Annotated in this window: 15 protein-coding genes; 7 read left to right on the top strand and 8 right to left on the bottom strand. The window is 55.0% G+C overall.

Features of this window, described 5'->3' with window-relative positions; all coding sequences use genetic code 11:
* Positions 1–46: 46 nt before the first annotated feature.
* The 3 genes from ACYX34_RS16405 to ACYX34_RS16395 form a co-directional block, all read right to left on the bottom strand.
* On the bottom strand, positions 47–175 hold the full coding sequence (locus ACYX34_RS16405) for a hypothetical protein (RefSeq protein WP_462077652.1): 129 nt from the start codon (positions 173–175) through the stop codon (positions 47–49).
* 13 nt (positions 176–188) lie between these two features.
* The gene (locus ACYX34_RS16400) at positions 189–1,907 is read right to left on the bottom strand and encodes a hypothetical protein (RefSeq protein WP_462077651.1); all 1,719 of its coding nucleotides are present in this window, start codon (positions 1,905–1,907) and stop codon (positions 189–191) included.
* Positions 1,908–2,054: 147 nt separating this feature from the next.
* Positions 2,055–2,633, bottom strand: coding sequence for an Lcl C-terminal domain-containing protein (locus tag ACYX34_RS16395; RefSeq protein ID WP_462077650.1), 579 nt, complete (start codon positions 2,631–2,633; stop codon positions 2,055–2,057).
* Between the two features lie 276 nt (positions 2,634–2,909).
* On the opposite strand from ACYX34_RS16395, the gene ACYX34_RS16390 reads away from it, so the two are divergent.
* Complete coding sequence (locus ACYX34_RS16390) at positions 2,910–6,005, top strand: BTAD domain-containing putative transcriptional regulator (RefSeq protein WP_462077649.1); 3,096 nt, start codon at positions 2,910–2,912, stop codon at positions 6,003–6,005.
* Positions 6,006–6,338: 333 nt separating this feature from the next.
* Here the strand turns inward: ACYX34_RS16390 and ACYX34_RS16385 are convergent, their stop codons facing one another.
* Complete coding sequence (locus tag ACYX34_RS16385) at positions 6,339–6,614, bottom strand: hypothetical protein (protein WP_462077648.1); 276 nt, start codon at positions 6,612–6,614, stop codon at positions 6,339–6,341.
* A 28-nt stretch (positions 6,615–6,642) separates the two neighbouring features.
* Between ACYX34_RS16385 and ACYX34_RS16380 the strand changes: the two genes are divergently transcribed.
* Together ACYX34_RS16380 and ACYX34_RS16375 are read left to right on the top strand one after the other, a co-directional pair.
* Positions 6,643–8,079 (top strand): OmpP1/FadL family transporter, encoded by a 1,437-nt coding sequence (locus ACYX34_RS16380; protein WP_462077647.1) that lies wholly within the window; start codon positions 6,643–6,645, stop codon positions 8,077–8,079.
* Positions 8,080–8,172: 93 nt separating this feature from the next.
* On the top strand, positions 8,173–8,430 hold the full coding sequence (locus ACYX34_RS16375; protein ID WP_462077656.1) for a helix-turn-helix domain-containing protein: 258 nt from the start codon (positions 8,173–8,175) through the stop codon (positions 8,428–8,430).
* A 96-nt stretch (positions 8,431–8,526) separates the two neighbouring features.
* Here ACYX34_RS16375 and ACYX34_RS16370 read toward each other — a convergent pair whose 3' ends face one another.
* A complete protein-coding gene (locus ACYX34_RS16370) occupies positions 8,527–8,595 on the bottom strand; it encodes a hypothetical protein (protein WP_462077655.1) in 69 nt (22 codons plus the stop codon).
* Between the two features lie 216 nt (positions 8,596–8,811).
* On the opposite strand from ACYX34_RS16370, the gene ACYX34_RS16365 reads away from it, so the two are divergent.
* Both ACYX34_RS16365 and ACYX34_RS16360 read left to right on the top strand, forming a co-directional pair.
* Entirely contained in the window at positions 8,812–9,099 is a 288-nt protein-coding gene (locus ACYX34_RS16365; protein ID WP_462077646.1) for a type II toxin-antitoxin system Phd/YefM family antitoxin, read from the top strand.
* The gene (locus ACYX34_RS16360; RefSeq protein ID WP_462077645.1) at positions 9,096–9,524 is read left to right on the top strand and encodes a putative toxin-antitoxin system toxin component, PIN family; all 429 of its coding nucleotides are present in this window, start codon (positions 9,096–9,098) and stop codon (positions 9,522–9,524) included. Before ACYX34_RS16365 ends, ACYX34_RS16360 begins: the two co-directional genes overlap by 4 nt.
* Positions 9,525–9,723: 199 nt before the next feature.
* Here the strand turns inward: ACYX34_RS16360 and ACYX34_RS16355 are convergent, their stop codons facing one another.
* Positions 9,724–10,173: an Hsp20/alpha crystallin family protein gene (locus ACYX34_RS16355; RefSeq protein WP_462077644.1), complete on the bottom strand. Its 450-nt coding sequence runs from the start codon at positions 10,171–10,173 to the stop codon at positions 9,724–9,726.
* Positions 10,174–10,297: 124 nt separating this feature from the next.
* On the bottom strand, positions 10,298–11,431 hold the full coding sequence (locus ACYX34_RS16350) for a citrate synthase (RefSeq protein ID WP_462077643.1): 1,134 nt from the start codon (positions 11,429–11,431) through the stop codon (positions 10,298–10,300).
* Between the two features lie 131 nt (positions 11,432–11,562).
* Between ACYX34_RS16350 and ACYX34_RS16345 the strand changes: the two genes are divergently transcribed.
* Positions 11,563–12,003, top strand: a complete 441-nt coding sequence (locus tag ACYX34_RS16345; protein WP_462077642.1) for a hypothetical protein — start codon at positions 11,563–11,565, stop codon at positions 12,001–12,003.
* Positions 12,004–12,019: 16 nt separating this feature from the next.
* Here the strand turns inward: ACYX34_RS16345 and ACYX34_RS16340 are convergent, their stop codons facing one another.
* The gene (locus tag ACYX34_RS16340) at positions 12,020–12,391 is read right to left on the bottom strand and encodes a hypothetical protein (protein ID WP_462077641.1); all 372 of its coding nucleotides are present in this window, start codon (positions 12,389–12,391) and stop codon (positions 12,020–12,022) included.
* A gap of 90 nt (positions 12,392–12,481) precedes the next feature.
* Between ACYX34_RS16340 and arsC the strand changes: the two genes are divergently transcribed.
* On the top strand, positions 12,482–12,832 hold the full coding sequence (gene arsC, locus ACYX34_RS16335; RefSeq protein WP_462077640.1) for an arsenate reductase (glutaredoxin): 351 nt from the start codon (positions 12,482–12,484) through the stop codon (positions 12,830–12,832).
* Positions 12,833–12,835: the final 3 nt, after the last annotated feature.

The following is a 12,835-nucleotide window of genomic DNA, read 5'->3' as shown; positions in this document are numbered from 1 at the left end:
CCTGAGGAGGCGGGCCGTTACTGCGGAAGAACCTCTTTCAACTAGTTTACGCCACATCCACTTCAATGGCCTTTGATTTGGCTTGCTCCGACTTCGCCAGATGGAGGTTCAGCACCCCATCCTTAAACTTGGCTTCCGCGTTCTTCTCTTCAACGGCAAGCAATCGCGTCAGCACAGGGGCACACTCTCTACAATAGGATGTCGGTACCCATCCCTCCAATAGAGAGCGCCGGAGCACCGACGAGCTGAATCTCGATTTCGACCGTTGCCAAATTCGCATCCGTGTTGCCCTGCAGGCCCCCCCCGGCATACCGGAGCTGTCCAGCCGCCGTAAATGTTGCGCCACCGATGTAGGTAAAGGCCTGGTTGCCGATGGCGAGCCAAGTGGTATTGGCATCGATATCGCGCAGATCGATCTGGTCGCCCGCGAGCGTGCCGTTGCCTATAAACCCGGTGATGACATCCCTACCTGCACCGCCTGGACTATCGCCGACCGCATTGTAATCAAAAAGATCGTTCCCCACACCGCCGTTCAGCAAGTCTCTGCCGAGCCCTCCGATCAGCGTATCGTTCCCGCTACCACCATTGAGTGTATCATTGCCCGCCAAGCCGGAAAGCACGTTGTTGGCGGCATCGCCTACAAGGCTATCGTTGAAGTTTGAGCCAATAAGGTTCTCTATCGTCCCGAGCACGAGCGTATCGATGCCGGCTGCCCCTGTGTTCTGCGCCGCTCCGTTATTAAGGTTGACCACGACGCCAGCCGTCGCCGTACTGTACGAAGCAGTGTCCTGCCCAGTCCCACCGTTGAGAGTGTCGTCGCCAAGGCCACCGCTGAGTGTGTCATTGCCGCCGCCGCCATTGAGCCAGTCATTTCCTTCCTGGCCGGAAAGTGTGTTGTTTGCGCGGTTGCCGATGATGATGTTGTTATTCCCATTACCTGTACCATTGATCGCGGCAGCTCCGGTAAGAGTAAGGTTTTCGATAAACAGACCTAGCGTATAGGTGATACTGCTTTCAACCGTGTCGGTGCCCCCGCTGGCAAAAAACGGGAGCAGCTGGTTCGGATCATTGACGACATCCCCAGCATTGTCCACTACATACGTGTCGTTACCGAACCCACCTTTCATCGTGTCGGCCCCGGTTCCCCCGTCTAGGCGGTCATTGCCATTGCCGCCATTCAGCGTATCGTTGCCACCCACCCCCTTGAGGGTATCATTGCCATCCAGACCCGACAGGATGTTGGTGGCATCATTTCCGGTGATGATATTGTTAAGCGCATTGCCTGTACCGTTAATCATAGGATCAGGACCTGTCTCAATGAAGGAAAGTAAGGTGAGGTTATCCAATCCGGCGCCTAGGGTCGTGCTCACTAATGAGAACACAAGATCTTGCCCACCAATCGTTGGATCTTCGGAATCTTCAACTAGCCGCGCTAACCCATACTCGTTCCAATAGATATCGTTCCCAGCACCACCGATGAGGGTGTCGCCGCTCCAACCGTAGAGAGTGTCGTTGCCACCCAGGCCACGCAGCACGTTATTAGCAACATTGCCGGAAAGGACATTGTCCTTCGCGTTGCCCGTGCCGTTGATGGCCGCCGTGCCAGTCAGGTGGAGGTTTTCAATGGTTCCGCCCAAGGTATAGGCGATGCTGCTCCTGACCGTATCTGTCCCCCCGCCGGCACCAATGTGTGCGTCTTGATCGATGACGACATCTCCAACCTGGTTGACCACGTAGGTGTCGTTACCAAACCCGCCATCCATGATGTCATTCCCTATTCCCCCATCTAGGAGGTCGTTGCCATCTAGCCCCCTGAGGATGTCATCTCCTCCATTTCCAAATATCAAGTCGTTTCCGGAAGTTCCCCAAAGAGTGTCATTAGAAGGGGTACCAATAACGGTTGACATGATGGTCTCCTTTCGATCTGTGTTGTGGTTAAGTGTTTATCACGAAAAAGGGTCAACGTCTTCCGCAATGTGTCCATTGGACTTACTCTCGAAGGCCTGCCGGCACATCAATGCAAAATTTACGGAGTGTTTCGTGAGAGTTACCAACTAATACTGATCCGCGTTCATACCACCACGAACACACCAAACAAAGAAGGAGTTGGCCACCTTATCACCGGCAGTCACCTGACCATTGAAGAAGTTCACGAACCACGCAATGGTCGGACGATCGCTGTCCGATGTAGCCGTCCAATAGACATTCGGCTGCACACCACTAAACGGATGGCCCGTCGGCAAGGCCGGATTCAAGTTGACAGCGTCCACCAGACTGCTCAGCTCCACCACAGAGGGCAACCGCCAGCCCTTTCTACCTCCCACAATCTTGTTGGCACAAGAGCCGACGTAAAAACGCGCGCTTTCCCAGTTGCGGGGGGGCGTATCCGGCGCCTGTTCCCACACCAGCCCCGTTTCATTATCCCGCACCGCAGCGTTGGCAAAGTCTGCCAAAAGCGTGAACCGAGTGGTTCCTGTGATAACCTTATCCCAATTCTGCGCCAGGCCGACATGTGGATCATCTTTTGCTGGTGCTGCTGCGAAAGCCTGGTTACTATTGTTCGCCAAGGTCATGCCACCAATTAAGATCGCCAACGAGATACTCATTCCCAATCGAACGGTTGTGTTGCGCACAGTGCATCCCTCCTTATTGATTCTTGGCTAGCCGACGCCAATCCCCAATTCAGCACGAAAACCTAGACTCCTTCCCGCGAGAGAACTTGTGCCATAGGGAAGGGTACAGATTGGTTACAGATAAGGCAGTTTCTAGTTGCTGGCGGCTGGATAGACCTGACGATCAGGCTTTTCTGCCGAGAAGATGTGGACTTACGGTCATTTTTGAGGTTGTTTCCCTGTACCCCTTACACTAAGATCCCCTGCCGACACAGTCAAATGTCCTTCGGGGTAAGGATGCCGGGATCTCGAACAGCATCACCGCAGTTCTTCTATGGGAAACTGGCTGCCTCTGCGTTGCCAAATGTCTTGAAACGACCCCGCCTGCTGCGCCAGCTCGACCAGGCCCGTGCAAAGCCGATTATCTGGTTGATGGGGCCGCCGGGCGCGGGCAAGACGACGCTCGTCGCCAGCTACCTGCAACTCCGGAAACTCCCCAGCCTTTGGTATCAACTCGATGAAGGCGATGCCGATATCGGCAGCTTCTTTCACTATCTTGGCCTTGCCGTCAAACGAGCTGCTCCGCGATACCGACGCCCGCTGCCCCATCTCACCCCGGAATATCGCGCGTCCCTCATGACCTTCACTAGGCGCTTCTTCGACGAGCTGTTCTCACGGCTGAAGCCCCCATTTGTGTTAGTCTTCGATCACTACCATGAGGTTCCTATAGAATCACAACTGCATGACGTGCTGTCGGTTGCCCTCGATACAGTCCCAGACGGCATCACATGGATATTTATCAGCCGAGCGCACCCTCCCACCGCAGTTGCCCGGCTGCAGGCCCGGCAGGTACTCCATGTATTTGAACCTGATGCGCTACGGCTTACACCTGAAGAAGCCACCCAGTTAGTCAGGCTTCAGACTCAATCCCAACGAGACCAACCTTCCACTGAGCTGATCGAGCAAATCCATGCCAAGACCGCCGGATGGGTGGCAGGCATGATCCTCATGCTGAAGAGCGATCGGATGGACGAGCTTGCGAATAGTATCCTGGATGTCGAGACGCCGGAAATCATCTTTGATTATTTGGCTCGAGAAGCGTTGAGCGGTATCCCTCAGGAAACCCAAAATTTCCTGTTCAAGACGGCTTCGCTGCCGACCATGACGGTCGCTGTAGCGGAACGGTTGACCGGTCTGCCGACTGCTGAGCGAATTCTTAAACGACTGTATGAGACGCGGCAGTTTACCGAACGCCGGCTTCAAGACGGCCGAGTGCTGTATCAATACCATCCCCTCTTCCGCCAATTCCTCCTCCGACAAGCTCGGGAAGCGTTCAGCCCTAAACAGCTCAAAAGCTTGCAGTGCACGGCCGCCCTATTGTTGGAGGAAACCGGCCAGATCGAATCAGCCATAGAGTTGCTTCAGATAGCAGGGGACACGGGCAACCTGTTGCGCGTTCTGCTTCAGAACGCACCGGAACTCTTCCAGCAAGGACGCAGCCAAACACTCACTCGATGGTTGAACACAATTCCCTCACCGCTGCTCGAACAGATGCCGTGGGCGTTGTTTTGGCTGGGTGCCTGCACTAGCCTGGTCAACCATTATCACGGGCAGCAGTTATTAGAACGTGCGTTTGCGGGCTTTGAAGCACAAGGGGATCAGGTGGGCATGCTCTCGGCGGGCTGTGCGACCGTGGAATCGATCATGGTCGGTTGGGTGAATATGCCGCAGTTGGGGACTTGGGTCGATCGCTTACAAGGTATCCTATCCGATGGTTTTCGCATTCCGTCTCCTGAGCTCGAAGCTCGGATCACCTTTGCTACGTTTATGGCGGAAATGTGGAGACGACCGAACGCACACTTAATGTCCAGACTCATGGGTCAAGTCGAGACTTTTCTCAAGAGGAATCCAGAGCCCATTCAACGGATGCTCGTAGGCTGCTTCCTGGTTTCGTACAAGGCATGGCTTGGACATCTCGACGAGGTGGCTAATCTTCTCGCTCTCCTCCGTAAACCAATTCCAGTGGCCCAGCTCCCCCCTTTGGCTATTATGTGGTTTAAGGCTGCGGAATCAACGCATGCGTTTTTGACAGCCGAACACGATCATTGTTTGGAAGAGGTGGAACAGGGCTGGCATATCGCCACGCATTATGGATTAGAGGCATGGAGCTTCTCCTTGCTGGCAAATGGCACCTATGGCGCTCTGCTGACAAACGATCTTGATGCTGCGCAGGCGTATCTCGACAAGCTGCGACTTCTGCCTGATCATCTGGGACTATGTAACCATATCGCAGGGTGGATGGCGTTTGTGAAAAGGGATATCTACGAAGCACGTAGACAGGCTGAAAGCGCCTTAAAGCATGTGTTGGAGTCGCTGGAAGGCTCTTCCTTCCCGGAAGCGCTCAACAGATTTGCCCTGGCACAGGTGCTGTACGAACAGAGAAATCATGATGAGGCAGAACACCATCTTGCGCGGGCAAGACAAGTCGGTAAAGAAATGAACAGCTCCTTGCTGGAGTACATGTGTTCGCTGCTCCAAGCTTCTCTCGCGTTCGGGCAGTCGCAGGAGGAGAATGGACTACAATCGCTTAGACATGCCATGGTGCTTGGCCGTACCCGAGGTTTTGTCAATTTTCCATGGTGGAGTCCGTCGCTGATGGCGCGTCTCTGTGCGAAAGCCTTGGAAGTAGGGATCGAGATCGAGTATGTGCAGTTTCTCATCAGGAAACGTCGGCTCTGTCCCGATCCTCCATCCGTGGAAGTGGCGGATTGGCCATGGGGCGTAAAAATTCATACGCTCGGGCACTTCAACCTCGTCGTTGATGGCAAACCAGTCCGGTTCTCGCGAAAAGCGCAGCAGCGGCCCCTGGAGCTGCTCCAAGCACTCATTGCCTTCGGAGGACAGGAGGTTGCCGAAGCGACCTTAACGGATGCACTTTGGCCGGATGCTGAAGGAGACGCGGCTCATGAGGCGTTTAGCGTCACATTGCATCGATTGCGGAAGCTGATCGGGACGAGTTCCCTTGAACTGAAGGGCGGCCGGCTGTCGCTGTCTCGACAGCACTGTTATGTAGATGTCTGGGCGTTCGAACGCCTGCTGGAGCAGGCAGATGCAGCAGTTCTGGCTGGCGATCATCAGGCGAGTCATCGTTTTCACGAGAAAGCATTTGCCCTCTATGCGGGGCCTTTTCTCAACGATTATGCAGCGTCGTGGGTGCAACCGTTGCGCGAACACCTCCGGAAGGCATTCACCCATGCGATGCTGAGTGTAGGTAAAGAATTGGCGGCTTCCGGCAATTCGGAGAAAACCGCGACCTGGCTGGAGAAATGCTTGAAAATCGATCCGCTAGCCGGCGAGCTTCCAGCCTTTTTGGCCAGGTGCCAGTCGGAGTAACGGGTGTGGGATCCACTGAGAGTTTCAGCCAATCAACCCTTAGTCCACTACGCTGGCTAAAAGTTCACCCGCATTGTGATGGACCCGGCTTGAATGAAGGTCGGTAGGTTCCATCGGTGGCAATGTTTGGATTTTCCAACACAGTCCGAGACTCGAACATAACCGCCTCGTAGGCAAGATCAATGTCCATTCCCTTTCGGCGGGACAGCCCTTCGGAGTTGCATGAGACAAGCATGAGGAATTTACCCGAGTCCCTAAGAAAATGGAAAAAGGATAAAAGGTCTCCGTCGGTTTGATCCAGTCGATACCAACAGACCGGCAGACAACGCACTTTCAGATAACTCGCGACCAGCGTGGTCTTACCCGAGCCCGCCGGCGCGACAATCCACGTAAGGGGCGGCTGTGGGCCTTGTCGAGATGCCGAAAAAGCCTTGGCCGCTTGAGCACCACCGGCAACGTCGGCGGGGTCAGCTTGGCTAAGCGACTGTTCCGACTTTTGCTTTTACGTCGGATCACGCTCGATCCACACAGGTGTTTTCGGAATGGCAGAACATCCCACAGCACATTGAGAAAGACAAGGTCCTCTTGTTTGGCCGTTGAATTCCTCATCGAGAGGCTGCTAGATTCTTCCCACTTCGTGCCAGTCTTGAATTATTCCTTCGCAACACCTATTCGTTTTTTGTTTTTTGGTAGAGTCTCTCCACGAGGTTCTCTTCATTCCGCTCTCGCAGTCACAATCTGTATTCTTATCCTCGCCGCCCTTCCTCACCGCGCACTCGCCGACGGATTTCGCAACACCTATCACGATGCTGCTGCGATCGCTCAAGGCAACGCATTCGTTGCCCAAGCGGACAATGCTTCGGCAGTCTTCTACAATCCCGCAGCGATGGCGCAATTACACGGCATCCATCATGCGGGCGGCCTGCAATTTGTCAGCATCAACACAACCTTCACCAGCACAACGGGCAACACCGTCACGAACAACAGTCCGACCGTCGGATTACCGCCACCCGGACAATTATTTCTCACAGCGAACTTAAAGGACCTGGGCATATCTACGCTGGGCAATCTCAGCATCGGATTGGGCCTGCTCAATCTATACGGCTTCGCGGCGAAATTTCCGGGTGATGGTCCCTTTGCCACCTCGCTGACCTTTGCTCAATTTCCGTTGATTTCAATTAAACCCACGGTGGCTTACAAGGTGACGGAATCGTTGTCTCTTGGCCTCGGGGCCGACATCTTCACCTTTACCGGTTTACTCGGGGAAGGCCATGCGGAACGCCGGTTTCAGGCAGCGCCGGGATCGGGATTTCCACCAGGCACAGAGCTTGAGCTGAACGGCAAAGGTACGACGGCGGGATTGAATGCTAGTTTTCTCTACAGCCCTTGGCGAACCAGCGAGGGCAAACCCCGTCTCTCCTTCGCCGGTATCTGGCGGAGCCAAGCGGTGTTGCCCTTAAACGGTACCCTTTTGGCCAATGGCTTTCGCGTCGCAGACGCATCCACTTCTATGCGGCTGCCGGAAGTCTGGACCGGCGGGATCGCCTACTGGCCGATCCGCAACCATGCACGGGAGTGGAAAGTTGAAGTGGATGTGGATTATGCCCGATGGCAAGCCATTCGCGACGCGTCCGTCCACCTGTCCAACGGCAGTGTGTTACCAAGCCCGCAACAATGGACGAATACGTTCACCGTCAACGTCGGAACTGAATACAAGCTGCTCGGAATCACATCTACTCGGGGATGGGATGTCGCCCTGCGCACCGGCTACATTCGTTCCCACAGTCCGGTAACGGACCTCAGTTTCGATCCTTCCCTCGCGGACAGCGATGTGCATATCGCGACCGGCGGCATCGGATTCCTCTGCCATGCCGGTGGGAAACTCTTTGGAGTGATTGCATGCGCCGATGCTGAGAACGGTCTCTTCGCACGATCCGCCATCGGCCTGGACCTCTTCTATCAAGCTCTGGTCTTTGATACCCGCACAGTCACCGATAGTCCCAATCCGACTATCAACGGGACCTACCGCAGCACGAACCACGTCGGAGGGGCGACCTTTCGAATCAATTTTTAGATGAGGTGCCCTATGGTTGAACCTACTCCGCCATCGCAGTGGAATCCATGAAAACCCTGGCGGGTTCATACCAATCGCCTTTTTACTCGTACCCTGTCATTTCTAACTTCTGTAGAGCCTTGGAGCCAAGGTTTTTCTGTTCACTTACAGGCCTCGAACTTGCATGCACGATCCAGTCTTATTCGGCAAATCACGGAGGTCATTGAGGCAAACGGGTGGCCCCAGATGGAAGCGGGCACCCAATGTGGGATAACGCAGCCACGGATCAATGATCTCCTCCGTGGACGGATCTCACGCTTTTCATTGGATGCGCTGATGAACATTGCCGCGGCACTGGGACGACCGGTATGAGTGGAACTACAACATCCCAAGCCTAGGCCGGTAACCCAGGTGCGTCGTTCTGCCTAAACTTCGTCCTGAGCGACAGACATATCCTCTCGGACCAGCTTATGCCACCTTCACCTCGATGGCTTTCGGTTTGGCCTTCTCCGACTTCGGTAGATGGAGGTTCAACACCCCATCCTTGAACTCGGCCTTGACTTTTCTTCCTCGATTACATCCGGCGGCGAGAAGGTCCGGACAAAGCTCCCAGACGAGCGCTCAATCCGACGGTGCTTTTCCCATTTATTTCGCCGTGCCGCTGCGCTTCAAAACGCCTGCGGGAACGAAACGGGTCAGTTTGACCGCCTGCTCTCAATCGTGTACGTTATCGTCACTCACAAGAGGGGTCCTATGAAATTCATTACAGTCAGGGAGTTGCGCGGACGTTCAGGCCAAGTCTGGAACAAGCTTGCCCGCGAGCGAGACATGATCCTAACATCAAACGGCAAGCCCATTGCCATTCTCAGCGCCGTATCTGAAGAAACGCTGGAAGAGTCATTGGCAGCGGTGCGACGTGCACGGGCAGTGGCTGCGGTGGAACACCTGCAGCGCCAGTCGGTTCGGACCGGCACGGATAAGCTGTCATCCGCAGAGATCGCCGCTGAAGTCCGGGCATCCCGTAAGGCTCGCCGACGGTGAAAGTGGTCGTGGACACCAATGTCCTGGTGGCTGGGCTCCTCTCTCCATTCGGCCCTCCAGGTGAGATCGTTCGGATGATCGCGTCGGGCGCCTTGTGCGTCTGCCTCGATGCCAGAATCCTGACGGAATATTCCGACGTCCTGAGTAGAGCCAAGTTTCACTTTGAGCCCGAACAGATTCAGACGCTGCTTGAACAGATCAGACTGGATGGACTCAGCGTGGCAGGCACTCCTCTCGCGAGCCGGCTGCCGGATCGCACGGATGAGCCTTTCTTGGAAACAGCGCTCGCCGGTGACGCCGTCTGTCTGATCACGGGAAACTCAAAACACTTCCCTGCACCAAAGCGCCAGGGGATGGCCGTGCTCTCGCCAGCGGAATTCCTCGACCTGTACCGGAAACAACCACGACGACGGAAGCGCCCGTAACGCAATCCGGTAATCGGTGTCACACGGAAGAAGCCGGTGAGTCCCCCCCCTTACTTTGCTCACCCGGGCCGAACCGAAAAGACAATGAGGTGCATCTAGTGTATCCTATTGCACTGAGTCGAATTCGATAACTTGGCAGAAAGACAACGGCCCGCCATCCTAGGCGGGCCGTTGTGTATTCCCCACTCTCAGACCAAACTTATGCCACCTTCACTTCGATGGCTTTCGGTTTGGCTTTCTCCGACTTCGGCAGATGGAGGTTCAGCACCCCATCCTTGAACTCGGCCTTTACCTTCTCCTCGTCGATCACATCCGGCAGCGAGAAGGTCCGGACGAAGCTTCCATATGAGCGCTCGATCCGATGATACTTCTTGCTCTTTTCTTCTTTCTCGTGCTTCCGTTCACCCTGAATCGTAAGCACGCCGTCTTCCAGCGTGACCTTCACGTCTTCTTTCTTCACATCCGGAATCTCGGCCTTGATCTGATACTCCCCTTCTGTCTCACTGATATCGACCGACGGCGTCCAATCGGCCACGATCATTGTTTCCTTGCCATTGGCACGCGGCGCAGCCGGACGAGCAAACATGCGATTCAACCGATCTGATACTTCTTCCAATTCCCGAAATGGATCCCATCGTACGAGCGTCATAGCACCCTCCTTTATTAGACTGCTTGTTGTTTGCGCTGGCGCTGCGCCGATTCACCTGCTTGTTCAAGAGATAAATCGATCCGGCGGGAAGTCAAGAGCCTGGAGAGCCTTGAGAATACGGGGATTACCGCTGACTCAGCGGGATATAGGGGCGGTTATGCTCGCCGGCATAGATTTGGTCCGGCCTGAACAGCTTATTTTCGCGCAACTGCTCCAACCAATGGGCCAACCAGCCGGACACCCGTGCCATGGCAAAGAGCGGCGTAAAGAGATCGACGTCGATACCCATCTTGTCGTAGATGATGCCGGAATAGAAGTCGACGTTCGGATAGATGCCCTTCGAGTTCAGTGATTCCCCCGCCGTCCGTTCGACCTCCAAGGCCACTTCGTACAGCGGGGAGCTGCCGCATTCTTGAAACAGCCGCCGACAGAGTTCCTGTAGCACCGTCGCTCGAGGATCTTTCACCTTGTAGACACGGTGACCGAATCCCATCAACTTTTTCTTGCTCTGCAGCGCCCGCTCAACATAGGCCCGTGCGTTCTGAACCGTGCCGATCTCCTTCAACATCATCACCACTTCTTCATTCGCTCCTCCGTGCAGAGGCCCCTTCAGCGCACCGATCGACGAGGCCACCACGGTATAAGGATCGGCAAGTGTGGAGGCCGTGACAAGGCCCGTAAACGTGGAGGCATTCATGGTGTGTTCAGCATGGAGAATCAGACAATCATCAAAAACCTCCGCCCACACTGACGGCGTGACCGACTCCGTCAGCATGTACAAAAAGTTTTCGCTGAACCCGAGATCATCCCGAGGAGGAATCGGATCGTCACCATGACGCAGTCGCGCCCAGGCCGCCACGATCGTCGGCACCTTCGCGACCAGCCGGACGACGCTCCAATAGTTATTCCCGACGTCCTTGACGTTGCGGCCCGGATAAAACATCCCGAGTGCCGCCACGGCTGCCTGCAGCGCATCCATGGGATGTCCTGACTCAGGAAGGCACTTCAGTAGATCGATGATGCGGAACTTGATGCGCCGATGATGGGTCACGTCCGTCGTCCATTGTTGAAATTCGCTCTTCGAGGGCAGACGGCCGAAGAGAAGGAGGTAGGCCGTTTCCAGGTACGATGAATCCGTGCAGAGCGTCTCCACTCGAATCCCGCGATATTCCAGAATCCCACGCTGCCCGTCCACATCGCTGATCGATGAGGTCGCAGCCGGTACTCCGGCAAGGCCCGGCATGAAATCATGTGGCATGGCACCCTCTCAGAAATAACAAGACAACATGAGTGACAACAGATTCTCTCACTATGATACCCGAATCACGGCCGTGCGTCATTCTTGCAATGAGCAATCCTGCTTGGCATACTTCATTCGTAGAACCGTTGTTGCCTACGTCGAAACCTGACACGATCCGAGAGGGACAGCGGACGGAGATGACACGAATCGCCATCCTCATTGGTTACCTGCTTCTCGTCACGGCAAGGCTTACACAAACGTCACCTGTGTCGGCAGAGGAGGCTGTCCTCGCCTTTGCCGTCGTGACGGAGCTCCCTAAGGACAAGGGGCGAGTGCCCGCACAGATAGCCATTGACGGAGCAGTCACCCCTATGACGCTGCTGGCCTCCGACGAGATCCTCCCCAATTTGGCCTGGAAAACACTGGAAGTCTGTCACGCCCTCAAGCTCGAAGGGCAAAAAACCTCCGAAGGGTTTCGTGTGCACACGGTACGCGCCATTGATAGCGCCATGCTCCCGATGGTGTTACAGGGATTCGCAGGAGATTGTCTCTTGAAAAAGGCCTTGGACGTGGCGCCCTTTGTCGACTAAGCTCAGCGAGCTGTGATCACGCGGTACAGTCTGAGCACCGTTCAGGTTCAGGGTCGGACTCTCGTTCTTCAAGTGTAAGAGGAAAGAGCATATCACAGGATCGGCAGGGGCGAATCTCAAAGTAGGCAACACCCTGTTCATCGATTTCGGTCGGAAGGAGGAGCTCGCTCGGGTCATATCCTACGAGCGCCTCATCGCTGAACTTCACAACAGCGAGGCGGTCATTGAAGGCTTCAAAGGTGGCTTCCTGGCCTTTGCGACTCAGCACATGTCCCTGAACAAACACCGGCTGTCCCTTACGCTTGATGCGAAGGCCTTTGAGGGTCCGTTGAGAGGCCGTGGCACAGGCAAATTGACCGGCAGAACTAGTTCCGACCCAGGGCATCATTTCACCTACTTGATGTGATACATCTTAGCTGGGATCTACCACGGACTAAAAAACAACGTCAAGGCCGGCACTTTTTACCAAGGAGTCATTATGGCAGACATCACAATCTATCAGAAACCCACTTGCTCCACCTGCCGACAGGCAGTCCAGTTACTCAAGGAGAGCGGCAAACCGTACACCGCAATCAACTACTACGAACGTCCTTTTACGAAAGCCCAGCTCAAAAGTCTGTTGAAGAAGTCAGGACTTGCCCCCAAAGACGTCTTGCGAACAAAAGAAGAGATCTACCAGGAGCTTGGTTTAGCGAAAAAACAACTGTCCGACGATGAGTTACTCGATGCGATGGTTCAACACCCGGACTTGATTCAGCGACCAATCGTCGAAAAGGGTGACCGGGCTATCCTGGCCAGGCCAGCCGACTCGATTAAGGAGCTCCTCTAGTAG

The sequence above is a fragment of the Nitrospira sp. CMX1 genome, from assembly GCF_054902215.1.
The sequence above is the reverse complement of the archived record's forward strand: the minus strand, read 5'-3'. Positions and strand labels throughout refer to the sequence as shown.

Bases quoted from the DNA above. Each gene is read 5' to 3' on its own strand.
- ACYX34_RS16385 (WP_462077648.1), bottom strand. From the start codon at position 6,614: ATGAGGAATTCAACGGCCAAACAAGAGGACCTTGTCTTTCTCAATGTG.
- arsC (WP_462077640.1), top strand. From the start codon at position 12,482: ATGGCAGACATCACAATCTATCAGAAACCCACTTGCTCCACCTGCCGA.
- ACYX34_RS16400 (WP_462077651.1), bottom strand. From the start codon at position 1,907: ATGTCAACCGTTATTGGTACCCCTTCTAATGACACTCTTTGGGGAACT.
- ACYX34_RS16365 (WP_462077646.1), top strand. From the start codon at position 8,812: ATGAAATTCATTACAGTCAGGGAGTTGCGCGGACGTTCAGGCCAAGTC.
- ACYX34_RS16355 (WP_462077644.1), bottom strand. From the start codon at position 10,173: ATGACGCTCGTACGATGGGATCCATTTCGGGAATTGGAAGAAGTATCA.
- ACYX34_RS16390 (WP_462077649.1), top strand. From the start codon at position 2,910: ATGCCGGGATCTCGAACAGCATCACCGCAGTTCTTCTATGGGAAACTG.
- ACYX34_RS16340 (WP_462077641.1), bottom strand. From the start codon at position 12,391: ATGATGCCCTGGGTCGGAACTAGTTCTGCCGGTCAATTTGCCTGTGCC.
- ACYX34_RS16350 (WP_462077643.1), bottom strand. From the start codon at position 11,431: ATGCCACATGATTTCATGCCGGGCCTTGCCGGAGTACCGGCTGCGACC.